Below are 24,966 nucleotides of genomic sequence, written 5' to 3'. Positions count from 1 at the left end.
CGTGCCCGACGGTCACGGTCCTTGCGTATCGGGGACAGCGGGGTGTGTGGGCGCCGCCACGTCGCCGGTGCGCCTCGCGCGTGTGGTGCGGGCGGTCCGCGAGGTGCCCCAGACCAGCGTGCCGGTGAGCATCACCAGGGTGAGCGGGTAGAACACCGGGCGCAGGGGGATCAGGACCGGCAGGAGGGCGGCGGCGGTACTCGCACCGAGCACCAGCACAAAGGCCGGAACGCAGCAGGCGAAGCCGAGCAGGAACGACGGAAGCACAGCGAGGAGCCGGGCGTAGCGGCTGCCGCGGCAGGAGGCGTTCTGCCGGGCGGCGTGGGCGGTGACGGCGATGTTGCATCCCACCAGGGCGGCCACGATCGCGCCGAGCAGCAGGTTGACCGGGCTGATGAAGACTGCGAGGTGGCTGGTGGGATGCCAGGCGAGGACCGGCTCGAACAGGTATGGCGCCCGCGCCGTAAACAGCTGATCCGGCGCGGCCCGCGCGAGTGGGGCGCCGGTGAACCGGCCCGAGCCCGATACGGCGAGGTCGCCGATGGAGAACAGGTAAAGCACCAGGGTGAGGGTCGCGGCGATCAGTGCGGCCCTGCGGTAGCGGCGAACGGCGAGGGCGGCACGCACCCGCCGGGGCGTGGCAGCGATCGCGGCAACGGTGCCGCCCCAGGCACCGCCCGCTGCGGCGAGTACGGTCAGCAGCCTGCTCATGTCCGCACCTGGCTGTTGGGGTAGAAGGAGTACCAGGCGAACCACATGGCGTCGAGGAAGTCCGCCGGAACCCACCGCTCCCCATCGCGCTGGACGACGCGGGCCGTGCCCAGCTTCTCGTCCCAGCGGGCCTCCACCTGCGTGCCGCCGACGTCCGCGCGCACGATGCGGTGCGCCCTCACGAGGTCCTTGTCGATGGCCAGACGCCCGCCACCGACCCGTACGCCGATGACCACGTGCTTGTCGTCGAAGCGGTCACTCGTGGCGAGAACGGGGAAGAGCGGGCCGCCCTTGACGTAGTAGCCGCTGCGACCCGGGTAGGAGCCGTAGGGGTCGCTGCCGTAGCTGCGCAGCGCACCGGTGTCGGTGGACAGCACCTCGGTGTCGGGGTGGGCGGTCCGCCACTGCTTCCACGTGGTCCACACCAGCGAGACGGTGGCCAGTTTCGTGCCCTTGAGCGTGCCGCTCACCGCAGTGCCAAGCAGCTGGGGCCACTCGGACCCGGTCTGCCGGTCGTGCATCAGCAGATTGGAGTTGACCAGGCGGCCGGTGGTGCCGAACGTCAGGTCCTGGACGCCGGGCGGGGCGGAGAAGCCGATGACCGTGCCCGTCAGCGGGCAGTAGGTGACCGCGAGCGGCTCGCCGGCCACCGTGTCGTTGACGATCTCGTGCCACACCAGGACAAGCTGCGGGTACGCCCTCACCTCACCGCGATACTCCAAGCCGAAGACCGGATCGTTGTCGTCGAGGAACCCGGCGTCGCGCGCCGGGACGAAGCGGGGCTTGTCAATGGAGGGGATGCCGTCCTTGCCCGGCCCGCCGGACACGGCGGCACCGGCGAGCGCCTCCAGGGACGGGTCCTGGCCCGGCTGCACGGCCGTCACCGGATCCGGGCGGTCGGCGAGGGTCTGCCAGCCGACCACGCCCCCGCCGACGAGCAGGACGACGACTCCGCCGATCACGCCCGCACCCTTGAGCACCTGCCGGCGCGGTGGGCGCGGGGACTGCTGACCGTTCACCTGGCACCTCCCGATCCCCCGGGATGCGGGCTCGCGCGGCGGCGAACACCGCCTTCGCCCTTCGATCGTGCCGGGAGCGGGGGTCGTGGTTCGGTGAGCGCGCTTACAGTTCTCGCCCTTCTCCGGGGCCTACGGTCGGATCATGGTGCTGAGGATCGTGCTCGGAACGGTGTACACGGCGATGGGCGTCGCCCAGCTCACCTCCTTCGGGCACATGCCGCGGATCCTGTCCGCGTACGGGCTGGTGACCGGCAGCGCCGCGACCGTACTGGCCGTGGCGCTGATCGCCGGGGAGCTGGTGTGCGGGATCTGGTTCCTGGCCCGCCCCCGCTCGACGGCCCTGGCGCCGGTGTGGGTGTACACGGCCGTCTCGGTGGTGTGGACGGTGCTGGCCGTGCAGGCGTACGCGCGGGGCCTGACGGTGGCCAACTGCGGCTGCTTCGGGATCTACCTGGCCCAGCGGCTGAGCTGGTTCGTGCTGATCCAGGACGCCCTGACCCTGCTGTATGCCGCCGTGCTGTTCCGCTCCGCCCGCACCGCGCCCGCTCGCGCCGGCCGGGAGGAGGTGAGGGACGGTGCCGGCATCCGGTGAGCGTTCCGGTCTCGGTGGCGTGGCTGCGGTTGTGGGCGCCGGGCTGCTCATGGTGGTGTGCTGCGCGAGCCCCCTGCTCCTGGCCGGCGGAGCACTCGGCGCGGTCGGCGGGATTCTGGCCAGCGGGTGGCTGATCACCGTCGGCGCGGTCATCATCCTGGCCGGCACGGGCTACGCGCTGCGGTGCCGGGTCCGTCCGCCGGGGCGCCAGTCCGGATGACTGCTGCCCGACCGTCCCGGCCCCGCCCGCGCCGCAAGCGGGCGAGAAACCTGATCGTGACGACGTCCGGTGAGTGAAGGCAGGTCCATTCATGGAGGAGTTCCGCGTGCCCCAGGCACCCGCGCCCCGGCGCAAGGCGGACCGCGACGAGGTGTTCGTGGAGTTCACCAAATCCATCTGCCCCCTGTGCAAGACCCCCATCGACGCGCAGGTCAACATCCGCAACGACAAGGTCTATCTACGCAAACGCTGCGGTGAGCACGGTGAGTTCGAGGCGCTGGTCTACGGGGACGCCGAGGAGTACCTGTCCTCGGCCCGCTTCAACAAGCCCGGCACGATTCCGCTCGTCTTCCAGACCGAGGTGAAGGACGGCTGCCCCAGTGACTGCGGGCTGTGCCCGGAGCACAAGCAGCACGCCTGTCTGGGCATCATCGAGGTCAACACCGGCTGCAACCTGGACTGCCCGATCTGCTTCGCCGACTCCGGCCACCAGAGCGATGGCTACTCCATCACCCACGAGCAGTGCGAGCGGATGCTCGACGCCTTCGTGGAGTCCGAGGGGGAGGCGGAGGTGGTGATGTTCTCCGGCGGGGAGCCCACCATCCACAAGCACATCCTGGACTTCATCGACCTCGCCCAGACCCGCCCGATCAGGAACGTCAACCTGAACACCAACGGCATCCGTCTGGCCACGGACAAGAAGTTCGTCGCCGAACTCGGCAAACGCAACCAGGTGCCGGGCCGTTCGGTGAACATCTACTTGCAGTTCGACGGCTTCGACGAGCGCACGCACATGGAGATCCGGGGCCGGGACCTGCGCACGTTCAAGCAGCGGGCCCTGGACAACTGCGCCGAGGCAGGGCTGACTGTCACCCTCGTCGCGGCCGTCGAGCGCGGGCTGAACGAGCACGAGCTCGGGGCGATCATCGAGTACGGCATCGACCACCCCGCGGTCCGCTCAGTGGCGTTCCAGCCGGTCACCCACTCAGGCCGGCACGTGGAGTTCGACCCGCTGAACCGGCTCACCAACCCCGACGTCATCCGTCTCATCAACGCCCAGCGCCCCAACTGGTTCACCAAGGGCGACTTCTTCCCCGTGCCGTGCTGCTTCCCCACCTGCCGCTCCATCACCTACCTGCTGGTGGACGGCGAACAAGGCAACCGCACCGTCGTCCCCATCCCGCGGCTGCTGAACGTCGAGGACTACCTGGACTACGTCACCAACCGGGTCATGCCCGACGCCGGGATCCGCGAGGCCCTGGAGAAGCTGTGGTCGGCCTCCGCGTTCATGGGCACGGCCACCACCGAGGAGAAGCTGCGGGCTACCGCCGAGGCACTGGACTGCGCGGATGCCTGCGGTATCGACCTGCCGGAAGCGGTGAAGGACCTGACCGACAAGGCGTTCATGGTTGTCGTGCAGGACTTCCAAGACCCGTACACCCTCAACGTCAAGCAGCTGATGAAGTGCTGCGTCGAGGAGATCACCCCCGACGGGCGCCTCATCCCGTTCTGCGCGTACAACTCCGTCGGCTACCGCGAACAGGTCCGCGCCGACATGTCCGGCGTCCCCGTCGCCCCGGTCGCGCCGAACGCCCTGCCGCTCGCCGGCCGCCTGACGGCGACGCCGTACGGCTCGAAGACAGCGCACACTCCCGGCGCAGAAGGGAAGCTCCCGTCATGACACAGCCGCCCACCGGTGAGGAGCTGAAGGCGTGCTGCGCCGCCGCGTACTCCTCCGACATCGTCGCCCTGCTCCTCGGGGAGTCCTACCACCCTGGCGGCACCGCCCTGACCCGCCGCCTCGCCGACGGCCTTGGCCTGACCCCGGCTGCGAGGGTCCTCGATGTCGCGTCCGGCCGCGGCACCACCGCCCTGTTGCTGGCCGACGCCTACGGCGCCGACGTCGACGGGGTGGACTACGCGCCGGCGAACACCGCCCTCGCCCAGGGCTCCGCCCAGGCAGCTGGCCTCGCCGACCGGGCCCGGTTCACCACCGGGGACGCCGAACACCTGCCGTACCCGGATGGAGTCTTCGACGCCGTGGTGTGCGAGTGCGCCCTGTGCACCTTCCCCGGCAAGACGCGCGCCGCGGCCGAGTTCGCCCGAGCACTTCGGCCGGGCGGCCGCCTCGGCATCACCGACGTCACCGTCGATCCGACCCGCCTTCCGCCCGAGCTCACCGGCCTCGGAGCCCGGATCGCCTGCATCGCCGACGCCCGTCCGTTGGAGGAGTACACCGAGATCCTGGCCGGGGCGGGGCTGCGCACGCTGCGTACCGAGCGCCACGATCAGGCGATGCTGCGGATGATCGACCAGATCGATGCCAGGCTGAACATACTGCGGATCACTGCAGCGGCCCGCCTCGCCGAGGCTGGCGTGGATCTCACGGCGGCTCCCGCCGTCCTGGAGGCGGCCCGCGCGGCGGTGGCGGACGAAGTGTTGGGGTACGCCTTGCTGATTGCCGAAAAGGACACTGGGGGCGTCTGATCGAAGGGCTCCTCGCGCGCCCTGGGAGGGCGGGGGTCCTTCAGGGCCCGTCTGGGGCAGGCGGGTCATGAAGACGGCGTGCCTGGGCGTCGTAGTCGCGCAGGACGAGTCTGAGCTGTTCCAGTGACTCGGCGGGGATGTCGGAGGGAGCGGACTCGGCCACGAAGCGGGCGGCGGCCACGAGCGCCGCGAACTCGAAGGGGTGCGCGGTCGCGCGCAGGATGCCGGGCCGGGCCCACTCCAGGTGCACGGTCAGCCCTTCGACGACAGGTACTCCTTGATCTGCCCGAGCTCCTTCTCGAAGTCGTCGTAGTCCTCACGCATGCCGTTGAGGTACCCGCTCCAGCCGAGGCTGTTCTTCGCGTAGTGAACGGCTTCCTGGATCTCCTCGTCCGTGGCCCCGAACAGCTTCGCGGCCTCGGTGTGGAAGAGCGTGCAGTAACGGCACTTCGTCTCCGAGTGCAACGCGATCCCGATCAGTTCCTTGTACTTGTTCGGAATCAGCGTCTCGCCGAGTTCGATCTTCTTGAAGATCTCCCACTCGTAATCCAGCAGGTCATCGGGGATGCGGGAGAAGAAGTGGGGCACGAGGCCCAGGGTCTCCTTGATCTCCGCCTCGACCTCGCTGCGCGTGCGTCCCGCCATGGCGACCACTCCTCTCGGCCGTGCCAAACCGGTCCCCCTCCTTCCACGCTAGATCCGGCCGAGGGCAGCGGCGACTCCTGCCTGTGCCGCCTTTCCACGTCATTTGGGCGGCAGGCTCGCCACGAATGCGTGCCCCTGGTCGATCCAGGCGGCCAGGGCCTCGTCCTCGGACACGGCGGAGGAGGCCACGACGACCCAGCCGCGCATCGGGCGCCCGGTGAAGTCGAAGGGACGCGTCCCGGGCCGCGCCAGGGCAGCCTCGGTGGCGTCGGGGCCGACCCGGACCATCAGCTCGTCCCCGGTCACCCCGACCGCCATGTGGCCCTGGTAGAGGAACGCCAGCCCACCGAACATCCGCTTCTCCGTGATGCCCGGATCCGCACCCAGCCGGGCCCGGATGCGTTCCGCCAGTCCTTCGTCGAACGCCATGACCGCCCTCACCCTCGCGTACGGCGGCTCACCTGCCGCTCCAGATCCTGGAGGTCCTTGACCAGCGACGAGCGCACCTTGCGCCCCATCATCGGCCCTGCCAGCCGGTACAGGCCGGAGGCGTCGCCGCGCACGCGGATCCGGGCAGGCGTGCCGCCGTCCGGGAGCGGGCCGAAGCTGTAGGTCACGTGCATCGGCATCGGTCCGGCGACCGAGACCATGTCCAGCAGCTCTGGCGGCTCGTAGGCGGCGACCCGCAGCACGTAGTCGATGCGTTTGCCCAGGAAGTGCGCCGTCCGCGTCACCTCGGCCCCGACCCCGAAACCGCCCGCATCCGCCTGCAGCGTCAGCTGCGCCGTGCGGATGCCCTGGGTCCACTCGGCATCGTGGCGCCAGTCCATCGCGTACGCCGCCACCTGTTCGCACGGCAGCGGGATCACCCGCTCCACGCTCTCGTCGATACCCATGAGCTGCCCTCTTCCCAGCCGTCAGTTCCATCGACCCACCCCGGGCGGTCAGCGGCAACCGGACGCCGCAGGGACTACCGGTGCGTAGGTAAGGGCGGTCACATACCTGCCCCCACCAGCCGATCTAGGGTCAGCGACGGAAGCAGGAGAACCACCCGGCGAATGGAACGATCACCATGACCACGGCATCACACATCTCCTCCAAGACCGCTGCGATCCCTGTGCACGCCGTCTGGGGCGCAGCGGCCGGACTCGTCGGCGGCGTCGGCATGGGCATCTGGATGTCGGTCTCCCGGCCCGTCATGGACACCGCGATGATCACGATGGTGGCCGGGCTGCTGGGCTCCACCAACGCCTTCGCCGGCTGGCTGATCCACCTGTCCATCGCGCTGTTCGCCGGTGCCACCTTCGGCATCGTGCTCGGCCACCTCGCCCAGCGCCTCGCACCCGCCATCGTCCTTGGCCTGGCCTATGGCGTGGTGTGGTGGACCATCGGCGCGCTGTGGATCATGCCCGCCAACATGGGCATGCCGGTCTTCGAGTGGAACGACGTCACCTCCTCCAGCCTCGGCGCCCACCTCGTCTTCGGCCTGCTCACCGGCGCCACGTTCGCGTGCATCGCCCAGGCGATGGGCAAGCGCACCGGCCCGGCCCGATGAGCAGCGAGGCTCCCGCGTCAAGCCGCGGCCCCGCGGTTCCTCCGCCGGGCGCGGCGCTGCGCCGCATAGGCCCGGTCGACGGCGCGGTGCCCTACTGTCTGGCCACAAGCGCCGAGGCGCTGGCCAGCCCGGCATGGGGTGCCGCACCACCACCATGGGCCCCTGGACGACGCGAGGAGACACGTACCATGACCGACGCCGCAGCAGGCGAGGAGGAAGCGGAGCGGACCTGGTGCCTGGCCGAGGTCGACATCTTCTGCGACCTGTCCGAGCAGGAGATGGAAGCCATCGCCGCCGCGGCGCCGATGAAGACCTACCACGCGGGAGAGATTCTCTACTCGCCCACCCAGCCCTCGGAGGTGCTGTTCATCCTCAAGAAGGGCCGGGTCCGCGTTTTCAGGGTCTCCGCCGACGGCCGGGCGCTGACCACCGCGATCATCTCCCCGGGCACGATCTTCGGCGAGATGGTCCTGCTCGGGCAGCACATGTACGACAACTACGCAGAAGCCCTCGACGACACCGTCGTGTGCGTGATGAGCCGTACGGACGTGAATCGGCTGCTGCTGGCCGACGCGCGGATCGCCGCACGGATCACCGCGATCCTCGGCCGCCGCCTGGCCGACCTCGAACAGCGTCTGTCCGACAGTGTGTTCAAGACCGTCGCCCAGCGCATCGCCACGACGCTGACCACCCTGACCAGCGCCCAGCCCCCGGCGGGCCCCCTGCGGCCGGTCGGGCGCCACCCGCAGATCGCGCTCACCCACGAACAGCTCGCCGCCCTCGCCGGTACCTCCCGCGAAACCTGCACCAAGGTCCTGCGCGACTACGCCGACCACGGCCTGCTACGCCTGTCCCGCGGGCGCATCACCGTCCTCGACCCCGAACGGCTCAAGGACGCCGCCGGCTGACGTCACCGATCCGTAAGGCCCCGGCCCACTGCCCGCTCGAGCCGCCACGAACTACCCTCGCCACCAGTCCCGACCCTTCAGGAGTCCTCCTTGCGTGCCCGTATCCTCCTCCCGGCCGCCCTCGCTGCCGCCCTTGTCACTTTGACCGCATGCGGCTCGGGCGACGGCTCCGCGTCCGCTGGCGACGCGGGCGCCTCCCCCTCGAAGGCGTCTTCCCCCGCCCAGTCGCCCGCCGGCTCCCACGACAGCGGCAGCGGGTCGCAGGGCGCTAAGGTCCCCGAGGCGCTGAACTTCTCCGCAACCACTGTGGACGGCAAGCCGTTCGAGGCGAAGACGCTCGCGGGCAAGCCCACGGTGCTGTGGTTCTGGGCGCCCTGGTGCCCCACGTGCAAGGGCCAGGCCGCCGCAACCGCCAAGGTCGCCGCCGACCAGCAGGGCAAGGCGAACGTCGTCGGCGTCGCGGGCCTGGACAAGAACGCCGCCATGCGCGACTTCGTCTCCGACACCGGCACCGGCTCCTTCCCCCACCTCTCCGACGAGAAGGGCGAGGTGTGGAAGCGTTTCGAGATCACCCAGCAGAGCTTCTACGTGATCCTCGACCACACCGGAAGGACCGTCTACGAGGGCGTGCTCCCCGGCGGCAAGGGGCTGGCGGAGAAGGTCTCCGCCCTGACCGGCTGAACCCGCCATGGCCGACCTGCCCCTCGCCCTCGCGCTCGGCGCCGGGATGCTCGCCGCCGTCAACCCGTGCGGTTTCGCCCTGCTGCCCGCCTACCTCTCCCTGCTCGTCCTAGGCGACGACAGCCCCAGCCGCACCGTCGCCGTCGGCCGGGCGCTCGCTGCCACCGCCGCGATGACCGCCGGCTTCGCCGCCTTCTTCGGCGTCTTCGGACTCGTCATCCAGCCCGTCGCCGGCCAGGTCCAGCAGCACCTGCCCTGGTTCACCATCGCCTTCGGCCTGCTCATCACCACGGCCGGAGCATGGCTGCTTGCGGGCCGCCAACTGCCGACCCTGGCCCCGAAACTCCGCCGCGCCCCCGCCGTCACGCGTTCCATGCCCTCGATGGCGCTGTTCGGCATGGCGTATGCCACCGCCTCCCTCGGCTGCACCATCGCCCCGTTCCTCGCCATCGTCGTCTCCGCCTTCCGCAGCGGCTCCACCACGGAAGGCATCGCCCTGTTCGCGGCCTACGCCGCCGGCATGGGCCTGATCGTCGGCGCCGCCTCCCTGACCGTCGCCCTCACCCGCACCACCGCGGTCACCCGGCTGCGCCGCCTCGGCGCGATCGCCCCCCGGCTCGGCGGCGGCCTGCTCCTCCTGGTCGGCGCCTACGTCGCCTACTACGGCTGGTACGAGATACGCGCCCTGCGCAACCCCACCACCACCGACCCCGTCATCGACACGGCGGCCACCGTCCAGCGAGCCGTTGCCGACACCCTGGACACCGCCGGTCCGGCCGCGATCGCCGTACTCTTCGCCCTCCTGTTCCTCGCCACACTTGTCATCCGGCGCCGCAAGCGCACGAGCCGGCACACCGGCTTCCAACCGTGATCAAGGGCCCCGGGACAGGGGTATCGCCTCCCTCCCTGCCTCAGAGGCCGTGTCGGCGCCCTTCTGCCGGACGTGCTGGGAAAGCCAGGTCCGGTCGCCTCTGACCGGTCCGGCTCCTCCCGTCTCGGCGCCGGCTGCCGGACCGTCATGCGGGTGGCAGGCGTGTTGACCGACTCCGGCGGTGCGCAAGCCACCGGCGGCGCAGCCAGTCGCCGGCCTCTCCCACCGCTACCAGCAGCACCTCCGATGCTGCGCACCGCGCAAGGTCCGTGGGCTGGCCTGCGGCCCGGCTCCGCAGCCACAGCAGCAGCAGCAGCAGCGTGAGCCCACCCCACCACAGGACGACCGAGGCGATCGCGCGCCGGCGGCGCGTTGCCCCGCTCACGCGGTGGCCTCAAGACCCGGTGCGCCGCGACGGCCGCAACCAACAATCCGGTGACGGCCAGGACTCCGGTGATGGCGGTCGCGGCCATGATGAGCCCGGGTGAGGCGCCGGCCAGCTGCAGGACGGCGCGGCCACAGCCGAGTCCGGCGCCAGCAGCCAACCTCCGAATCCGCACCTGGGCACCGAGGAGAAGCGGCTCAGGGGTGGCCCCGGCGCACTTACGGCAAGGCGTGCGCTCCCGCAGCTTTTCGCCATTCATCCCAGGAACTCCTGCCTGGTGAGTCCGACGGCATTTCCGCAGGTAAAAGCCGCCTCGGTTGCTGTACTCGTAAGGTCCGAGCCACTGCGGCGCGGACGGCAGAGCAGCTGAGAAGCCTGTCCGTCGAGGTCAGCAGCTCACGCACCAAGATCCGAGGCCGAGAGGCCGAGTGAGACACGTGGCTTGATGACGGCCTGACCAAGGCCAGCGCCGTGATGATCCATCAATTCCTGTCAGTGGCCGCTGCTACACCAATCTGAGGGACGAGCCGCACCAGTGGCTCACCGACGGGAGGGAACAGCATGCCGAACATTCCGGACGGGTTCCATTACGTGCGTGGACACATCCGCCGTAACCCGAAGCCGCGCAGCGCGAAGCGGATGAGCGGCTGGATGATCGCCGGGCTGCTGGCCGGGGTCTGGTTATGGGGTCAGGTGTTCGGGTTCGGCGAGGCGGCCTCCACGACGCCGCCCGCACATCAGCAGCCGGCCGCATCCACTCCGGCCAGCCGCTGATGGCACGCAAGCGGTGGCGTGTGCGCCGCCCGCGCGGCGCCGCTGAGGCCCTCTCGGCGCTGGTCGTGGCTCTGGCCGTCGTGGTGCTGGCCATCCGGATGGCCGCTCTGATCTTCCGGATTTGTACTCGCACCTCGGGTCACGCGGGATCATCCCGATCACGATCCTGCAGTCCTACCGCCAGGGCCAGAAGGTCTGGGGGGACGCGGGCATGGACGCCATGTGGTCAGCGTCCACCGTGAAGGTGATCGGCTCCGGCATCGACGACCCGGACTTCGCCGACAAGCTGTCCCGGCTGATCGGCGACCATGACGTCGAGACGACGTCCACCTCGCACTCCGAGTCCGGCAAGTCGACCTCCGTGTCGATGCGGCAGGAGCGGATCCTGCCGGCCGACGCGATCCGCGCCCTGCCCAAGGGCACCGCGCTCTGCTTCGCCACCGGCATGCGCATCGCGATGCTCGACCTGCGCCCGTGGTACCTGGAGCCCGGCGCCGACGAACTCACCGCCGCCTCCAAGCGGGCCTCTGACGGCATCACCAAGCGGGCTGTCGCCAAGCACACACCGAGGCAGACCGACTTCGGGACCGCAGCATGAGATCGATACGACTCCCGGATGGTGCCCGGCTCGCCACCTACGTCGACGGTCCCGCCCAAGCACCCGTGACGGCAGTCCTCGTGCACGGGCTCTCGGTCACCGCTGCCCTGTGGCGCTCGCACGTACCGCTCCTGCTCCGTGAGGGGATACGCGTCGTGCGCTACGACCAGCGCGCGCACGGCCACTCCACCCGCGGCACCGCCGCCCTGAGCCTCAACCAACTGGCCGACGACCTCGCCCAGGTTCTTGAGGAGACAGCGCCACGGGGGCCGCTCGTGCTCGCCGGCCACTCCATGGGGGCGATGACGCTCATGCGCCTGGTCGCGCGCCACCCACACCTCGCGCCCCGCATCCGCGGGCTGGTGCTGATCTCGCCCCCGTACGGCGGCATCAGCACCCGCACGGGCACCGGTCCGGCCCAGTCCTTCCTCACACTGGGCCGCAACCTTCTCGCGTCAGCGTGCACGCACGCGCCGTACCTGCTCAACGCGGTCCGGCGGCGCCTTCCCACCACCAGCCGGTGGGCCCTGCATTCACACGCACGGCCCGCGTCCGGGTCGCTGCCGTTGCCGTGCCGCCAGGGCCTGCACACCATGGCGACCGGCGACATCGCTGCCCTGTGGCACGACCTCGCCGACCAGCAGCCCGACCCCCATCCGCTGCGGCAACTCGGGGGGCGGGTCCACCTCCTGGCCGGAAGCCTCGACACCCACATCCCGCCCGAGCAGACCGGTCGTCTTGCCGCCTGTCTGCCCGGCGCCCGGCTGGAGACCGTCGCGGACGCCACCCATGTACTGCCCCTGCGTCACGCACAGCTGGTCACCGACCGAATCTCCCGCTACGCCTCCCCACTTCGAGCCGTCGACAAGGACGCTCCGCAGCAGTCCGACCTCGGGAAGGCCGTGTGACCGAAGCCCGGATGCACCTGGTGCCGCATCGCCCGGCTCCGGTGCGAAGCCCCTTGCCCCCGTGCGAACGGCCTGACGACGACGGTCCACTGCATTCGCGTTCACGACATCCCGCCGCTGCACCTGGAGTTGCCATACAGATCACCGACTTGGCCGAGCACACCCGCCTCCTCGGAGAGGTAGTCCCCACCCTCAAGGACTTGCGAGCGGAGGTGGAACAGGTACGGAAGGGCGAGATCGCCAAGCCCGTCCGGGAGATCGCGCCGATCAGCCTGCGAGTGCAGGAGCTCGCGATGCAGTGCACCCGGCAGTTCCACGATCTGTCCATCAGCCAGTACGCCGCGATGAAGGGCGGCGAGGAAAACCTGGCACACCTGGCCGGCGCCTGCTCCCAGATCTCGCTCGCCGCCACGCTGTGCAACCTGGCCATTCACCACCGCACCGAGATCCTGCTGTACGAGGACGCCGACCCCACTCCGGCAGCCAGCCGCGACCAGCTGCGGCGGGCCGGTGAGGAGCTGGGGAGAGCGGTCACCACCTACCGCGCCGTGGCGCAGCGGCTCTCCCGCCGACTGGCCTCGGCGGCAGCCCGGGCAGAAGACCAACAGCTCATCGCCCATGCCCTCGCCGTCGAGCCGGAGGTGGCGTCCACCGCCGCACAGCGCACGCCGCCGCCTCATCTCACGGCCCGCGCGACCCCGGCACCGCACGCCCCGGCCGCCCCAAGCCGCTCATGACGACACCACCGGCCGATGGCCTCCTGTTCGAGGTACCCGCCCCGCCCACGCCGGTCGAACGGCTGCTGCTGCTCGCGGACCACTACGTGCGGCACAACGACATGCTCGACCTCCTCCTCCGTACCGGGTCGGAGCCCGAGCCCGAGGCCCACGTCGCCTCCGCACACCAACTCGCCTCCGCGACCCACGCCGCCATCAAGGCGGTAACCGACGAGCGGCTGTACGAAAGCTCCGAGCTGTCGGACGCAGTGGTCCGCCTCCAGCAGCTCGCCTACCTGAGCAGCGCCTCCACGGAGCACCGTCTCCCGATGGCACGCGCCCTGACCGCGCTGGCCCCCGAGGCCGCCGTGGACTGCGCGACAAGCGTCGCCGGAGAGATCCGGCGCCGACGCTGGAGCGCCACCGACGTTCCGGATCAGCAGCTGACCGCCACGCAATACACCGCCCTCTGGGAGATCGCCCGGGGGCACGTCGTGGCCACCAGCTCCCTGGGACGGCAGTACGTCCACTACCGGGACGCCCGCGTGCTGATCGGCACTCTGCGGTCGCTGGAGGCCAAAGACCTCGTCGAACGCGTCCCGAAGTCCGCGTCGTCCGCCTACACGGGCGGACCGCTGCAGGACCGAGTCCGTCTCACCCCGGCCGGAGCCACCGCCCTCGCCTCCGCCATCGGCCTCCCCCGGGAAACCAGGGCCGCACCCAATACGGCGCTCGCGCCCGTTCCCACCCCGGCGCAGACGGCCGCTCGAAGCCGCTGACCTATCTTCCGGAGCCATACCATCCCATGCCCTTGCACAACCTGACAGAACAGGCACAGCAACTCCGTGCCCTTGCCCGCGAGTTCGAGGCACTGCATGCACGCGTTCGGGACGTCTCCTACACCCCCGGCACCGACGCGCTGCGGCAGATCAGCCCGCTCCTGCTCAAAGCCCAAGACCTGACGGCCACCATCGTCGTCCGCCTGGGCGCGCTCGACGGCAGCGCGTACGCCAACGTCGCCGGCAGCCGTGCCAGCCTGGAGTGCCTGGCCTCGGTCGTGGTCGCTTCTTCCCTGGCCGGCAACGACCTCGCCAGCGCGTTGTCCGCCAACCCGTACGAAGGAGCGCCGTTCCCCAGCTACCCGGCAGACGACGAGGCGGTGCGGTACCGCTCGCCACGCCGAGGCCATACCGCGGATGACTGGTCACCTCGCCGATGCCGCCCACCAGCTCGACCTGAGCGCCACCGGGTGCCACTACGTCGCCACCGGCTTCGCCCGTGACCTCGCCGCCGCACAAGACCAAACGAAGCCTGTTCAGCGGACGACCGGTCCCGCACTCACCCACGCCCATCAGGGCAACGGGCCGGTGGTCAACCCTGTCCCCGTCTCGCCGCAGCGCCGACATGCCCTTGCGCACCGGAGTCCGTTGGAGCCGCGGGCGGTTGTGGGGCGGGCCCGGCTGCGGCAGAAGGTCTCCGACAGGCCGCCCCGTTCGATCCCCGACCGTCTGTGGGACGAGCTGTTCGATCGCATGGGTTGTGAGCGTGATCGCGCCCTGCTGGAGTTCTACGTATCCAGCGGCGCCCGCGCGGTCGAACTGCTCGGGGTGGGGGTGAACGACATCGACTGGGCTGGCCAGCGGATCTACGTGATCTCCAAGGGCACCCGCGAGAGGGAAGCGGTGCCGGCCTCGCCGCAGGCGTTCGTCCGACTGGCCCAGTATCTCGACGAGGCGGGCACGCCGGCACGGGGCGAGTCGGTCTGGCGAACCCGTCGCGGGAGCGATCGCCCCCTGTCCTACTGGGCGATGCGCCGGATCATGCAGCGGGCGAACGAGCTGCTGGGCACGAACTGGACCCTGCACGACCTTCGGCACACGGCGGCGTCCCGGATGGCCAACGGCGGGAAGCTCACACCGGTCGAGGTCCAGGCGATCATGCGGCACGCCAACATCCAGACCACCAGCCGCTACCTGACCGCGCGGGTGGAGGAGATGTTCGACAAGCTCGCGGAGCACTACAGCACGCCGCGGCCGGCGACGAGCTACCCCACCGGGTACTCCGCGGATGACATCAAGGCGGTGTTCGGTGGCTAGAACCAGCACGACCACCGGCGTCAGCCGCCGTCACGGGCCCATCGTGGAGGGGCTCACCTTTCCCAGCCGCTTCGTGGGCGGTCCGATGAAGCCGCAGCCTGCGGTCTCGGAGCCGCCGCCGCGACCGCACGGAGAACTGTCTGCAGCGTCGATCAACCACATCTCCAAGTTAGCCTTCGACGTCTGGGAAGACGCTTCCACCGTTACCCGGCACCAGCGCGCCCAGGCCACCCGCGGCATCCTTCAGTACCTGTCCACCCACCCGGGGCACACCTGGCAGGACCGGTGGGACGCCAGCCCTCTGGGCAAGGGGCTGATCAAGGCGAACAGTCTCGGTGCCCGCAGGACGACCGGCCTCGCGGTCACCCCGGGGGTCCGCACGCTGTTCTGCCTTCGCGTCGTCCAGCCCACGATGCTCGCCTTCCGGCAAAACCAGCTGAACAACTTCACGCCCTTGTTCATCTCCGCGCAGAACGACCCGCTGCTGGTCACCTTCGAGGAGCACATCGCCGCACAGGAGCTGCGGCTCAAGCATCAGCGGGAGGCAGTGCTCGACATGTGCACGCTCCTGACCTACCAAGGCGTCGCGCTGGCCGACATCACGCCGGAGTCGATCCTCCAGTACGCGCACGACAACCGGCTGGCCCGCTGCCGCCTCCAGCCCGGGCAACCGGCCTCAAACCGCCTGTTCGGGCACGGGATGTGGACGGCCCTGATCACGATGGGGCGGTTCCCGGCCTCCACGCCGACGACTATGCGGGCGGCGATGATGCGCGGCCAGCGGACCATCGAGGAGCTCGTCGATCAGTACGGGATCCGCGACCAGGCCGTCCGCGGCCTGCTGATCGACTACTTCGGCCGGCGCCGAGCGGATCTCGACTACTCCAGCCTTAAGCAGCTCGCGCTCCTGCTGGTCAAGCACTTCTGGGTGAAGATCGAGCAGCTCAACCCCGGCCAGCAGGGCCTTCGGATCGCACCGGACCTCTACACGCGCTGGCGCGAGACGATCCGTCTCAAGGACGACGGCACCCACCGACGGGGCCAGGACGACATCGTCATCTCGGTCCGCAGCTTCTACTACGACCTGCACACCTGGGCTGCTGCTGAACCCGAACGCTGGGCGGCCTGGGTCGCGCCGTGTCCCGTCCCGCCTGGTGAATTCCACGGTCTGGGCGTCCGCCGGCGGAAGGGGACCGAACGCTCCGCGGACCGCACCCGGCAGCGCCAGCCGCTCTTGCCCGTCCTGGTCGAGCACGTCGAGTCCCGCTACGACCATGCCCGGCTCCTGCTCGAACGCGCCAACCAGGCCGCCGACGGGGAGGAGTTCACATACGCTGGCAACGCCTACCGCCGGGTGATCAGCGAATCGGACCAGAAGAGGCTCCGGCACGGCGACGCCGTTCCCACCCGTGTGCTGGACCTGGACTCCGGTGAGCTGAGGCATATCGGCACGGAGGAGGAGGCTGCCTTCTGGGATTGGGCGGCAGTGGAGACCTTGCGGCATTCCGGAGTCCGCATCGAGGAGCTGTGCGAGCTGACCCACCTCAGCATCCGCCAGTATCAGCGCGCGAACGGCGAGGTCATCGCCCTGCTCGTCATCGAACCGTCCAAGACCGACCGCGAGCGCGTCATCCCGATGTCGGCCGAGTTGTTCCACGTCATCGCCTCGATCATCCGGCGCCACGGCCGGCGAGGAAGACCGATTCCGCTGGTTAGCCGCTACGACCCGCACGACAAGGTCTGGAGTGCGCCGATGCCGTTCCTCTTCCAGCGCCAGAACGGAGCGATCGGATCGAAGATCTTCAACCCCGGCACCATCCAGAAGATGATCAGCCGACGCTGTGAGGACCTGGCCGAGACCCACCCTGGCTTCCGCGGGCTGAAGTTCACCCCGCACGACTTCCGGAGGATCTTCGCCACCGAGCTGGTCAACAGTGGCCTGCCCATCCATATCGGCGCCGCGTTGCTGGGTCACCTCAGCATCCAGACCACCCGCGGCTATGTCGCCGTCTTCGACGAGGACGTGATCCGCCATTACCAGGCCCACCTCCACCAGAGGCGCCAGGTCCGGCCCTCGGAGGAGTACCGGGACGCCACCGAGCAGGAGTGGACCGAGTTCGAGGAGCACTTCGACCGCCGCAAGGTCGAGCTCGGCTCCTGCGGACGCCCATACGGCACCCCCTGCCAGCACGAACACGCCTGCATCCGCTGCCCGATGCTCCACGTCAATCCCAAGATGCTCGCCCGGCTCTCCGAGCTCGAAGCCGACCTCCTGCAACGCAGGACGCAGGCCGAGGCCGAAGGCTGGATCGGTGAGATCGAGGGCATCGACCTCACCCTCACCTTCCTCCGCGCGAAGCGCGACGAGACCCAACGCCGAGCCCAGCGACCGGCCGTCCACCTCGGCATCCCCGCACGCCGCCGTCCGGAGGAGTCCGAGTGACGTTCCCCAGACCGATGCCTCGAAGCAATTTCGGCGTACCTCTCCGAGTGCTCCGCCAAGTACACATCTACGTGCACCACCGGGTAGGTGAAGGGATGACTGCCGCACCGTCGCAGGGCCGTGCCGAAGTTCCGTTCAGGGGCTGCCATGATCTCGTCATGGACCCGGCCATCGAGAAGATTCTGAAGCGGGAGTTCGACGCAGAGGAGGGGAGCTTTCTACTGCGGTTGCGTGGGGACCTGGAGTGGGATCGGTCTGCTTTCACCCGCCTTGAACGGGCTATGCGGGTTGCGTGCGAGCAGTCTCAAGGTAACGAGAAGCTCGATCGGTGGCTGGCCGAGGGGTTCTATGAGATCGCAACGTGGGTCCCGACGTGGACCTCACATCCGAACCTCCCACGGCCAACCCCCGAGACCTACTACGAGGACTGCATGGAACGAATCAGCGATCTGACCAGCTGGTTCTTCCGGGGCTGGCACGACTACTCTGAAGGACACCTTTGGCCTGACCTGTGAAGACCTGGCGATCAGGCCGCGACGCCATCCCCATCAACGGCCCCAGAACCGGCTCGCTGCCATCGAGCAAGACCAGGCGAGCGCAGCCTGATTTTCACATGGTCGACAATGAGCGCATGGACGTCCCTGAGCTTCTCGAGTCAGCTTCCCTGCTGGTTTCGGAAGAGACTGCCACCGAGAACGACATCACGGTGCGAGATATCTGGGACTACCTCGTCCATGACGAGTGGGAGATCGCCCTGGGCCTGCTGGAGGAGCTCGGGGACGGTCGCTCGCTCCCTCTGGCGTTCTGGGAGAAGCTTGCCGACGCGGCTGAGCAGCTCCGTCTTGAGCGGAGCGCAGCTTGGTGCCATTGGCGGTGTTCCGAGACCCGCAACGGCGTGATCCGGGCGGATCTGACGCTCCGTCCTGCCGCCGATGCGCGACGCACAACGCCAGTCTCCGGCGCCGGTGTTCTGCGGCCCATGTGGGACATCGGCCACCTCTCGCCCACAGGTGGACGTGCGGTCAGCGTTGCCCGTCTCTGGGTTGAGGACATGCCGTATCTGGAGCCCGGCGGGCGAGCCACAGTTCGCCTCGTGCCCCTCACTCCCTCCCACTGGACGCACGTCCAGCCCGGCCAGCAGATCAACATGCACGAGGACCGCACTGTGGCAGGCACCGCAGTCATCCTGGAGGTTCATCGTCCTGCCGCCGCCAGGCCCGCGGGATGACGTCGCTGGCTCACCTCCTCCCTGGTGCACATATCTCCGTATTTGGTGGAGCACGCACAGGAGTACGCCGACAAGCAACGAGCTGTCACCGAAGGATGACGCTCACACCCCGTTCCTCGAAGATCTCCAGGAAAAGGTCGAACAGCACAAGCTCGCGATCACCGGCGGGCACGCGTTCCGCCAACCGCGTCCGAGCCTCGGCAGAGAAGTCCCAGCGCAAGGTGAACGGAGTGGTCGCGCCCCAGCCGCCTCTCAGGCAGTCGTCCAGAGCGTCCAGGTTCCAGCCGAAGTATCCACCGGGTCCGTTGATGGCCTCACCGATCGCGCAGTAGAAGGTGTCCCGGTCAACGATGTGTCGACCATCCAAGGTGAACGCCTGGCCTGCAGGCGCATCGGGCTTCCCCTGCCGTTGGTACTCCCGGGACCACAGGGCCACCGACAGCCATGCGTGTCGGTCCTCGGGTGCGAGTTCGTGCCACATTCCGGTGTGGTTCAGGTGACCGGTGCGGACCAGCTCCCACGGTCGTTCCGCTCCGGGCAGGGCGTTCTCGCACCAGAGCGTCACCGTGAGGTCGACGAGGCCGGCACCACTGGCGGAGGGCTTGACGTCGATGACGGTGACCTCGTTGACGAAGTAGGACCCCATGGTGGCACCGTCACCGTCGAGGAGCTCGAACCAGGCGTTCCCCGCCACGGCACGACGACTGCCGACATGGTCGACGCACCTCAGTAGGCCACCCTGCGGGAGGCAACCGCCAGGTGCACTCGGCGCGCTCCTTCTTCATCCGGCAGGGGCGTGAACAACCCCTCCGCTTCCTGAGCGAAGCCCCAGAAGTCGCTGTCGTCCTCGTCCGAGGTCAGCGAGTACTTCTGCCCATCGTCGCCCCGCCCAGATGTTTGCATCGCACCCCCATTGAGAGCGCTGATCTTACCGACGCGCGGGAATCTGCCCTGCGGTCGCCGGCGCCGCTCCCACCCCTGACCCCCATCCCATCCATCTCGGAGGCCCTTTGACGAATCACATACCCGCCTTCACCCATGAGGGTGAAGTGCAGAGAAGCACCGGAGAGTACAAGGTGAAGCCCATCAAGAAGAAGATCCGCGATCTTCTCGGCTACCCGTATCCGACTCGGGTACCAAAGGGCGTTTTCGTCGAGCAGTGGATCGGCATATCCACCGACGAATTCCACCGCGCCAAAGACGCCGACGTCAAGTACATGCAGAACCGGCATCCACTTCTGGACCTTGGCTGGAGCAGAGCGGACTGCATCCGTTACCTGACCTCACTCGGACTGGCCGAAACCCCTAAGTCAAGTTGCCTTGGATGCCCATTTCATGGAAATGCCCAGTGGAGGCACATCCGGGATACGTCACCGTCCGAGTGGGCGGATGTCGTGGAATTCGATGCGGCCATCCGCCAGGGAAATGCGCGCGCCAACGCATCGGGCAACCGGCTGCTCGGGGAAGCGTTCTTGCACCGCTCCCGCGTCCCGTTGAGCGAGGCGCCGATCGATCACGTCACCGCCGCCGAACGGGCCGCTCTCCAGATAGCGGCCGACGATGCGGACGAGCTGGAGAACGGGGTCGTGGACGGCTGCTCACCCTGGGCGTGCCGCGGGGATGCGGACGCGCTGACGCAGGACGACTTCGGGCTGGCCACTTGATACTTGATCTCTTCGCGGGGCCGGGTGGCTGGAGCCGGGCCCTGGCAGTGCTCGGTGCGCGGGATATCGGCCTGGAATGGGACGAGTGGGCCTGTAAGACCCGAGCAGCGGCTGGGCAGTTGACCGTGCGGACCGATGTTGCGATGTATCCGACGTGGCCCTTCCCCGGCCGGACGCGCGGGCTGATCGCGTCTCCTCCGTGCCAGGCGTGGAGCATGGCCGGCAAACGCCTCGGCTTGGTGGACCAGCCGCTGGTGCATGCGGCGGTCGAGGATCTCGCCGCCGGGCGCGACACCCGCGAACGCCTCCTCGCCGCCTGCCGCGACGAACGCTCCCTGCTCGCCGCGGAGCCGATGCGCTACCTCCACGCCCTGAACGCGGTCGGCGAGCCCGAGTGGGTCGCCATGGAGGAAGTACCCGACGTCCTGCCCTTGTGGAGGCATTACGCGGCCGTGCTGCGCCGCTGGGGATTCTCCGTCTGGACGGGCATCCTCAACGCCGCCGACTACGGCGTACCGCAGACCAGGCGGCGGGCGATCCTGCTCGCCTCGCGGGTCCGTACGGCCCAGCCGCCCGCTCCGACGCATGCCCGAGTCGGTGAACCCGACTCACTGTTCGGTCCGGGCCGCGTCCGCTGGGTCAGCATGGCTGAGGCACTGGGGTGGGGCGCCACCGACCGCCCGGTGCCCACCGTGTGCGCCGGCGGCGGGCCCGGAGGTGGCCCCGAACCCTTCCCTTCCGGCTCCCGTAAGACGCTGTCCGACGCCCGTGAGCACGGCACCTGGACGCCGCGGCCGGACGGGGTCGTCCTGTCCTCCCGCCGTGAAGGCGCGGGATGGGCGGCCCGGCACGGAACCCGAGAGAACCGCGACGTGACCGCTCCGGCGCCGACCTTTACCGCCGAGGCGCACCGATGGTCGTGGTCCCTGCGCAGCAACAACCAGGCCAACGCCACCGTCCGTGCCCTGTCCGAGCCGGCCGGGACGCTGTTCTTCGGTCACCGCGCCAATGAATGCACCTGGGTCGCCGAGCCTTCCGCCGGCCTGGAGGCGGACACGGAGGCGGCGCCCGTCCCGGAACCGATCCGGATCACCGCCCGCGAGGCCGGCATCCTCCAGACCTTCCCGGCCGATTACCCCTGGGCCGGCAACAAGGGCCAGCAGTTCTCGCAGATCGGCAACGCCGTTCCCCCGTTGCTCGCGGCCCACCTCCTGGCCCCGCACTTGAATGTGCCCCTCAACCCCGACGACTTCGCCCTGGCCGCCTGATGCCGCACATACCCCAACCCGACGAGGACGACCTCGACGCGATCCCACCACCGCAGGCGGTGTTCCACGTCGAGCAGGCCCTCCTCGGCGCTCTCCTGCTCGAACCGCAGCGCCTGCGCGACGTGGCGGGCATCGGCCCGGAGTCGTTCTCCACCGCCGCACACGCCGCCCTGTTCGCCGCGATCCGCTCCCTGCCGGCCCCCGACCCGGCCGAGCACGCCAAAAGCACGAAGTGGCTCGACGCCGTACTCACCGCCGCCCGCGAGCACTCACGCGGCCTGGACGCCCCCTATCTCCACACCCTCATCCAGGTCTGCCCATGGCCCGGGCACGCACCCGCGTACGCACGAATGATCGAGGCCGAGCACTGCCGACGCCGTCTGGCCACCGCCGCCCAGCGGCTCATGCACACCGCCCGAGACACCTCACTCCCGCAGCGCGTCACCGCCACCCTCGACGTGGCCGACGCCCTCGCCACCGTGGTGGACGACATCGCCGCCCGGTTCCCACCACACGCCGGCTCCCTGCCCCGCACCCCCGTTCCCGCGCCGACCACACCCCACGACGAGGAAGCGGCCGACGAGGAGCGGCTGCTCCTCGCGACCGCGACCGCGTACCCCAGCGGCATCGAACAGATGCGGTGGCTGACCCCCGGCGACTTCACGCAGCCGCTGCACGGCGGGCTGTGGCAGTGCCTGACCACCCTCATCCGCCGCGGCACGCCCGTCGACCCCGTGACCGTCCTCTGGGAAGCACAGCACCGCGGCCTCCTGGGCACCGGCGCCGACCCGCGTGAGCTGCTGGACCTGCTGGCCGGACCGGTCGGCTCCCCAGAACACTGGGGCGAGCGCGTCCTGCAGCGCGCCGTCCTGGCCACCGCTCACCACACCGGCCGGGGCATCGAGGCGTTCACCCAGGACCCGGCCACCACGCCGTACCAGCTCGTCGTCGGCAGCCGCCGCGCTCTCGCGGACCTGTCAGCCGTGCGTACCCGATGGCAGCACGCCACCTCCCCCTCACCGGCGCCGGCCGACCGGCCCGGACGCGTTAGGTCCACCGGCGTGCCCCGGGCCGGCCCGCCGCGAACCACCGCTCCGCCCGCCGCGCGCAGCTTCCGCTGATCCCCCGCCCGCCGGTCGTCGGGTCCATTGCGGCTCGGCGGCCGGCAGAAGAGAGCCCCCTTCGTGACGACCCCCTCCGTCGACGCGCACGTCCGCCTCGACGTCCACCCCATCCCAGTGCCGTGACCGCCGTCCTGACCGGCCCCCAGACCCACATTCCCCACGTGGGCCTGGAGGCCGCCGACTGGACCGTCGTGGCCGAGAACACCCTGGTCCTGGTCCGCATCGATCACGAGGAGCCGTACTGGGCCGAAAAGGCGGCCCAGGAACTGGCCGCCGCCGGTGTCAGCGTCGAGATCACCCCGCGGCTCCAAGAGGCCATGGCCGAAGAATGGACCTGGGCGGACTACCCGATGCCGTGGTGCACCCGCAGCGAGATCCGCGAGGTCTCCGACGCGGCCCAGAAGATCTATGACGACATCCGCCATGGCCAGCTCCTCATCCACGCCCACGCCGAGGACGGCCACACCACCGTCGCGGTCGGCACCTACCTCGGCAGCGGCAAGAGCGTCTATCTCCACGGCCAGAACCATCTGCGGCAGGTCGCCGACACCTTCGAATCGCCCGCCCAGGCCCTGGTCGCCTTCGAGCAGGCCCACGGCGCCGCCATGCGGCCAGGCCCGGCACCCATGACCGACACCGAGCGCGCCGCCGCCCAAGCACGAACATCCCTCGCCACACCCGCCGTTGAACCTGGGCCTCCACTCCCCCAGCCAGAAACGGTCCCCGCGTACGCGGCTGATCCCGGCGACCACGATGCCCTCCTGGACGCGTTCCTCGACGCCAACAGTGACTGGGAGAAGTGGCGGACCTGGTCCGACGAGACGACCCACGCCATCCACGAGTCCCAGACCCTGCGCATCGAGCGCGTCCACGAAACCCACCCCCGCGAGACCGCCTGGACCGTAGCCGCGTACGAGACACCCATCTCAGAGCGCATGTGGGTCCTCACCGCGACCGGCGCCACCCCAGCCCCCGTGCTGCAGACCCTGCTGGACCACCTCGCCGACGGCGACGGCTGGGACACAGCCGTCGGCGCCCCGGTGGACGAGGAGATCGTCACCGCCGCTACGAAGCCGCTCTCCGAGGCCGGGTGGAAGCACACCGTGGATGGGCGATGGATCGGCTGGACTTCCCCCGCCAAGGACGCCGGGGTCCGGTTCGACGCTTTCGCCGCCCAGCATCCGAACCAGACCCTCGCCACCTGGACCGTCTGGGCCGGCCCGGGCCCCGACCGACCCACCTGGGCCCTCACCGCGTCCCCGCACACTCCGACTTCACTGCTGGCCGAGCTGTCCGAGACCCTCGCCCACGGAACCGGCACTCGCCACCCGCAGACCGCGGGCCGCGACCGCGCGACAGCTCTCGGCACCACCCCGCCGGCCATGCCGCCGGTCACGGCCAACCCCGCAACCAGCCGTTCGCGCTGACCCGTCCTCGCGGCAGAGCGGGGCAACATAGCGCGGGATCGCCGGTTGGCCAAACCGGCGATCCCGCGCACCATGAGTAGTCCACCGCCACGCCCTGCCCGTACGTCGAAAGGCACCACCCGACGACCACAGACCACGCGCGAGACGCTCACGGCCAAGGTGCCGCCGAGCGATCACGCCGCCGCGTAGCTCGCGCGAAAAAGATCCTGGGCGCGCTCCACGTCCTTCAGCGTGCGGAGCTGCACCTCCAGATCGCCCGTCCCGTGGTGGCCGAGCCCGGACACGTCCCGGGTGAACCCGGGAACGAGGTCGACGTGCTTGGGGTCGACCTTCAGGTAGACCAGGAGCTTGCTTCGCTGGGGCGGGCAGACGCAGGCGAAGTTCCGCAGCCGCTGATACGCCCGGTACTGCTTGCGCTCCACGCGGTTCACGCCCTCGCCGAGACCGAGCAACGCCTCGTCGACCGCGTTCGCCAGCTCGACCATCGAGGCACCCTGGACATCAGCTGCGGCCCGCGCCACCGCTTGCCGACGCGACCGCCGTGGTGCCTGGGCCGCACCGCTCACCGACGCCACGGTCTCAAGGCCGAGGAGGTCGCTGCCGAAGAGTCGGTAGCGGACCAGGTCGATCGACCAATGCCGCGAAG

At 69.7% G+C, this 24,966-nt stretch carries 30 protein-coding genes and 1 pseudogene; 22 read left to right on the top strand and 9 right to left on the bottom strand.

What is annotated here, in order from left to right:
- Positions 1–12: 12 nt before the first annotated feature.
- The gene (locus J7E91_RS31480; protein WP_251016538.1) at positions 13–711 is read right to left on the bottom strand and encodes a hypothetical protein; all 699 of its coding nucleotides are present in this window, start codon (positions 709–711) and stop codon (positions 13–15) included.
- Complete coding sequence (locus J7E91_RS31475; RefSeq protein ID WP_308377516.1) at positions 708–1,730, bottom strand: DUF3179 domain-containing protein; 1,023 nt, start codon at positions 1,728–1,730, stop codon at positions 708–710. The genes J7E91_RS31480 and J7E91_RS31475 overlap by 4 nt, the downstream gene beginning before the upstream one ends.
- Positions 1,731–1,872: 142 nt before the next feature.
- On the opposite strand from J7E91_RS31475, the gene J7E91_RS31470 reads away from it, so the two are divergent.
- The 4 genes from J7E91_RS31470 to J7E91_RS31455 all read left to right on the top strand — a co-directional run bounded on the left by J7E91_RS31470 (position 1,873) and on the right by J7E91_RS31455 (position 5,029).
- Positions 1,873–2,322 carry a MauE/DoxX family redox-associated membrane protein gene (locus J7E91_RS31470; protein ID WP_214910266.1) on the top strand — a complete coding sequence of 150 codons (450 nt, stop codon included), beginning with the start codon at positions 1,873–1,875 and terminating at the stop codon, positions 2,320–2,322.
- Positions 2,306–2,542 carry a hypothetical protein gene (locus J7E91_RS31465; RefSeq protein WP_214910265.1) on the top strand — a complete coding sequence of 79 codons (237 nt, stop codon included), beginning with the start codon at positions 2,306–2,308 and terminating at the stop codon, positions 2,540–2,542. The genes J7E91_RS31470 and J7E91_RS31465 overlap by 17 nt, the downstream gene beginning before the upstream one ends.
- A gap of 106 nt (positions 2,543–2,648) precedes the next feature.
- Positions 2,649–4,223 carry a radical SAM protein gene (locus J7E91_RS31460; RefSeq protein ID WP_214910264.1) on the top strand — a complete coding sequence of 525 codons (1,575 nt, stop codon included), beginning with the start codon at positions 2,649–2,651 and terminating at the stop codon, positions 4,221–4,223.
- Positions 4,220–5,029: a class I SAM-dependent methyltransferase gene (locus tag J7E91_RS31455; RefSeq protein ID WP_214910263.1), complete on the top strand. Its 810-nt coding sequence runs from the start codon at positions 4,220–4,222 to the stop codon at positions 5,027–5,029. Before J7E91_RS31460 ends, J7E91_RS31455 begins: the two co-directional genes overlap by 4 nt.
- Before the next feature lie 40 nt (positions 5,030–5,069).
- On the opposite strand, the gene J7E91_RS31450 is transcribed toward J7E91_RS31455, so the two are convergent.
- The 4 genes from J7E91_RS31450 to J7E91_RS31435 all read right to left on the bottom strand — a co-directional run bounded on the left by J7E91_RS31450 (position 5,070) and on the right by J7E91_RS31435 (position 6,570).
- Complete coding sequence (locus J7E91_RS31450; RefSeq protein WP_214910262.1) at positions 5,070–5,279, bottom strand: hypothetical protein; 210 nt, start codon at positions 5,277–5,279, stop codon at positions 5,070–5,072.
- Positions 5,280–5,281: 2 nt separating this feature from the next.
- Positions 5,282–5,674, bottom strand: a complete 393-nt coding sequence (locus J7E91_RS31445) for a carboxymuconolactone decarboxylase family protein (RefSeq protein ID WP_214910261.1) — start codon at positions 5,672–5,674, stop codon at positions 5,282–5,284.
- 99 nt (positions 5,675–5,773) lie between these two features.
- Positions 5,774–6,103 (bottom strand): TfoX/Sxy family protein, encoded by a 330-nt coding sequence (locus tag J7E91_RS31440; protein ID WP_214910259.1) that lies wholly within the window; start codon positions 6,101–6,103, stop codon positions 5,774–5,776.
- Between the two features lie 8 nt (positions 6,104–6,111).
- Positions 6,112–6,570: an SRPBCC family protein gene (locus tag J7E91_RS31435; protein ID WP_214910258.1), complete on the bottom strand. Its 459-nt coding sequence runs from the start codon at positions 6,568–6,570 to the stop codon at positions 6,112–6,114.
- A 176-nt stretch (positions 6,571–6,746) separates the two neighbouring features.
- Between J7E91_RS31435 and J7E91_RS31430 the strand changes: the two genes are divergently transcribed.
- The 4 genes from J7E91_RS31430 (at position 6,747) to J7E91_RS31415 (ending at position 9,689) form a co-directional block, all read left to right on the top strand.
- The gene (locus tag J7E91_RS31430; RefSeq protein ID WP_214910257.1) at positions 6,747–7,229 is read left to right on the top strand and encodes a hypothetical protein; all 483 of its coding nucleotides are present in this window, start codon (positions 6,747–6,749) and stop codon (positions 7,227–7,229) included.
- Between the two features lie 188 nt (positions 7,230–7,417).
- Positions 7,418–8,137 (top strand): Crp/Fnr family transcriptional regulator, encoded by a 720-nt coding sequence (locus J7E91_RS31425; RefSeq protein WP_251016536.1) that lies wholly within the window; start codon positions 7,418–7,420, stop codon positions 8,135–8,137.
- 90 nt (positions 8,138–8,227) lie between these two features.
- Positions 8,228–8,818, top strand: coding sequence for a redoxin domain-containing protein (locus J7E91_RS31420; RefSeq protein ID WP_214910256.1), 591 nt, complete (start codon positions 8,228–8,230; stop codon positions 8,816–8,818).
- A 7-nt stretch (positions 8,819–8,825) separates the two neighbouring features.
- Positions 8,826–9,689 (top strand): cytochrome c biogenesis CcdA family protein, encoded by an 864-nt coding sequence (locus tag J7E91_RS31415; RefSeq protein WP_214910255.1) that lies wholly within the window; start codon positions 8,826–8,828, stop codon positions 9,687–9,689.
- A gap of 145 nt (positions 9,690–9,834) precedes the next feature.
- Here the strand turns inward: J7E91_RS31415 and J7E91_RS31410 are convergent, their stop codons facing one another.
- Complete coding sequence (locus J7E91_RS31410) at positions 9,835–10,074, bottom strand: hypothetical protein (RefSeq protein ID WP_251016550.1); 240 nt, start codon at positions 10,072–10,074, stop codon at positions 9,835–9,837.
- A gap of 561 nt (positions 10,075–10,635) precedes the next feature.
- Between J7E91_RS31410 and J7E91_RS31405 the strand changes: the two genes are divergently transcribed.
- From J7E91_RS31405 to J7E91_RS31360, 10 genes and pseudogenes are all read left to right on the top strand, one after another.
- A complete protein-coding gene (locus J7E91_RS31405; RefSeq protein ID WP_214910254.1) occupies positions 10,636–10,848 on the top strand; it encodes a hypothetical protein in 213 nt (70 codons plus the stop codon).
- Positions 10,849–10,954: 106 nt separating this feature from the next.
- Positions 10,955–11,446: pseudogene (locus tag J7E91_RS31400) on the top strand (TraG/TraD/VirD4 family protein); the annotation flags it as partial.
- Positions 11,443–12,354 (top strand): alpha/beta fold hydrolase, encoded by a 912-nt coding sequence (locus J7E91_RS31395; RefSeq protein ID WP_214910253.1) that lies wholly within the window; start codon positions 11,443–11,445, stop codon positions 12,352–12,354. The pseudogene J7E91_RS31400 and the gene J7E91_RS31395, both read left to right, overlap by 4 nt.
- A gap of 149 nt (positions 12,355–12,503) precedes the next feature.
- Complete coding sequence (locus J7E91_RS36425; protein WP_251016535.1) at positions 12,504–13,091, top strand: hypothetical protein; 588 nt, start codon at positions 12,504–12,506, stop codon at positions 13,089–13,091.
- Complete coding sequence (locus tag J7E91_RS31385) at positions 13,088–13,849, top strand: hypothetical protein (protein WP_214910251.1); 762 nt, start codon at positions 13,088–13,090, stop codon at positions 13,847–13,849. The genes J7E91_RS36425 and J7E91_RS31385 overlap by 4 nt, the downstream gene beginning before the upstream one ends.
- Positions 13,850–13,881: 32 nt before the next feature.
- Positions 13,882–14,352 (top strand): hypothetical protein, encoded by a 471-nt coding sequence (locus tag J7E91_RS31380; RefSeq protein WP_214910250.1) that lies wholly within the window; start codon positions 13,882–13,884, stop codon positions 14,350–14,352.
- Positions 14,267–15,166, top strand: a complete 900-nt coding sequence (locus J7E91_RS31375; protein ID WP_251016534.1) for a site-specific integrase — start codon at positions 14,267–14,269, stop codon at positions 15,164–15,166. Before J7E91_RS31380 ends, J7E91_RS31375 begins: the two co-directional genes overlap by 86 nt.
- On the top strand, positions 15,159–17,609 hold the full coding sequence (locus J7E91_RS31370; RefSeq protein WP_308377515.1) for a site-specific integrase: 2,451 nt from the start codon (positions 15,159–15,161) through the stop codon (positions 17,607–17,609). Before J7E91_RS31375 ends, J7E91_RS31370 begins: the two co-directional genes overlap by 8 nt.
- A gap of 95 nt (positions 17,610–17,704) precedes the next feature.
- Positions 17,705–18,124 carry a hypothetical protein gene (locus tag J7E91_RS31365; protein WP_251016533.1) on the top strand — a complete coding sequence of 140 codons (420 nt, stop codon included), beginning with the start codon at positions 17,705–17,707 and terminating at the stop codon, positions 18,122–18,124.
- A 98-nt stretch (positions 18,125–18,222) separates the two neighbouring features.
- Positions 18,223–18,837, top strand: coding sequence for a hypothetical protein (locus J7E91_RS31360; protein WP_251016532.1), 615 nt, complete (start codon positions 18,223–18,225; stop codon positions 18,835–18,837).
- Positions 18,838–18,922: 85 nt separating this feature from the next.
- Here J7E91_RS31360 and J7E91_RS36420 read toward each other — a convergent pair whose 3' ends face one another.
- A complete protein-coding gene (locus J7E91_RS36420; RefSeq protein ID WP_308377514.1) occupies positions 18,923–19,531 on the bottom strand; it encodes a barstar family protein in 609 nt (202 codons plus the stop codon).
- A gap of 316 nt (positions 19,532–19,847) precedes the next feature.
- On the opposite strand from J7E91_RS36420, the gene J7E91_RS31350 reads away from it, so the two are divergent.
- The 4 genes from J7E91_RS31350 to J7E91_RS31335 all read left to right on the top strand — a co-directional run bounded on the left by J7E91_RS31350 (position 19,848) and on the right by J7E91_RS31335 (position 24,320).
- Positions 19,848–20,501 (top strand): hypothetical protein, encoded by a 654-nt coding sequence (locus J7E91_RS31350; RefSeq protein ID WP_214910249.1) that lies wholly within the window; start codon positions 19,848–19,850, stop codon positions 20,499–20,501.
- Entirely contained in the window at positions 20,498–21,769 is a 1,272-nt protein-coding gene (locus J7E91_RS31345) for a DNA cytosine methyltransferase (RefSeq protein ID WP_214910248.1), read from the top strand. Before J7E91_RS31350 ends, J7E91_RS31345 begins: the two co-directional genes overlap by 4 nt.
- Positions 21,769–22,890: a DnaB-like helicase N-terminal domain-containing protein gene (locus J7E91_RS31340; protein ID WP_214910247.1), complete on the top strand. Its 1,122-nt coding sequence runs from the start codon at positions 21,769–21,771 to the stop codon at positions 22,888–22,890. Before J7E91_RS31345 ends, J7E91_RS31340 begins: the two co-directional genes overlap by 1 nt.
- A 122-nt stretch (positions 22,891–23,012) precedes the next feature.
- Positions 23,013–24,320 carry a DUF317 domain-containing protein gene (locus J7E91_RS31335; RefSeq protein WP_308377513.1) on the top strand — a complete coding sequence of 436 codons (1,308 nt, stop codon included), beginning with the start codon at positions 23,013–23,015 and terminating at the stop codon, positions 24,318–24,320.
- A 173-nt stretch (positions 24,321–24,493) separates the two neighbouring features.
- Here J7E91_RS31335 and J7E91_RS31330 read toward each other — a convergent pair.
- Positions 24,494–24,966: DUF5655 domain-containing protein (locus J7E91_RS31330; protein ID WP_251016531.1), on the bottom strand; the 473-nt coding region annotated here is incomplete at its 5' end.

Source organism: Streptomyces sp. ISL-99 (assembly GCF_018614005.1).
Lineage (GTDB): Bacteria > Actinomycetota > Actinomycetes > Streptomycetales > Streptomycetaceae > Streptomyces > Streptomyces flavidovirens.
The sequence above is the reverse complement of the archived record's forward strand: the minus strand, read 5'-3'. Positions and strand labels throughout refer to the sequence as shown.

Excerpts from the sequence above, each read along its gene's own strand:
- J7E91_RS31480 (WP_251016538.1), bottom strand. The coding sequence starts at position 711 with ATGAGCAGGCTGCTGACCGTACTCGCCGCAGCGGGCGGTGCCTGGGGC.
- J7E91_RS31470 (WP_214910266.1), top strand. The coding sequence starts at position 1,873 with ATGGTGCTGAGGATCGTGCTCGGAACGGTGTACACGGCGATGGGCGTC.
- J7E91_RS31455 (WP_214910263.1), top strand. The coding sequence starts at position 4,220 with ATGACACAGCCGCCCACCGGTGAGGAGCTGAAGGCGTGCTGCGCCGCC.
- J7E91_RS31445 (WP_214910261.1), bottom strand. The coding sequence starts at position 5,674 with ATGGCGGGACGCACGCGCAGCGAGGTCGAGGCGGAGATCAAGGAGACC.
- J7E91_RS31440 (WP_214910259.1), bottom strand. The coding sequence starts at position 6,103 with ATGGCGTTCGACGAAGGACTGGCGGAACGCATCCGGGCCCGGCTGGGT.
- J7E91_RS31435 (WP_214910258.1), bottom strand. The coding sequence starts at position 6,570 with ATGGGTATCGACGAGAGCGTGGAGCGGGTGATCCCGCTGCCGTGCGAA.
- J7E91_RS31430 (WP_214910257.1), top strand. The coding sequence starts at position 6,747 with ATGACCACGGCATCACACATCTCCTCCAAGACCGCTGCGATCCCTGTG.
- J7E91_RS31425 (WP_251016536.1), top strand. The coding sequence starts at position 7,418 with ATGACCGACGCCGCAGCAGGCGAGGAGGAAGCGGAGCGGACCTGGTGC.
- J7E91_RS31415 (WP_214910255.1), top strand. The coding sequence starts at position 8,826 with ATGGCCGACCTGCCCCTCGCCCTCGCGCTCGGCGCCGGGATGCTCGCC.
- J7E91_RS31405 (WP_214910254.1), top strand. The coding sequence starts at position 10,636 with ATGCCGAACATTCCGGACGGGTTCCATTACGTGCGTGGACACATCCGC.
- J7E91_RS31395 (WP_214910253.1), top strand. The coding sequence starts at position 11,443 with ATGAGATCGATACGACTCCCGGATGGTGCCCGGCTCGCCACCTACGTC.
- J7E91_RS31385 (WP_214910251.1), top strand. The coding sequence starts at position 13,088 with ATGACGACACCACCGGCCGATGGCCTCCTGTTCGAGGTACCCGCCCCG.
- J7E91_RS31375 (WP_251016534.1), top strand. The coding sequence starts at position 14,267 with ATGACTGGTCACCTCGCCGATGCCGCCCACCAGCTCGACCTGAGCGCC.
- J7E91_RS31365 (WP_251016533.1), top strand. The coding sequence starts at position 17,705 with ATGACTGCCGCACCGTCGCAGGGCCGTGCCGAAGTTCCGTTCAGGGGC.
- J7E91_RS31360 (WP_251016532.1), top strand. The coding sequence starts at position 18,223 with ATGGTCGACAATGAGCGCATGGACGTCCCTGAGCTTCTCGAGTCAGCT.
- J7E91_RS31340 (WP_214910247.1), top strand. The coding sequence starts at position 21,769 with ATGCCGCACATACCCCAACCCGACGAGGACGACCTCGACGCGATCCCA.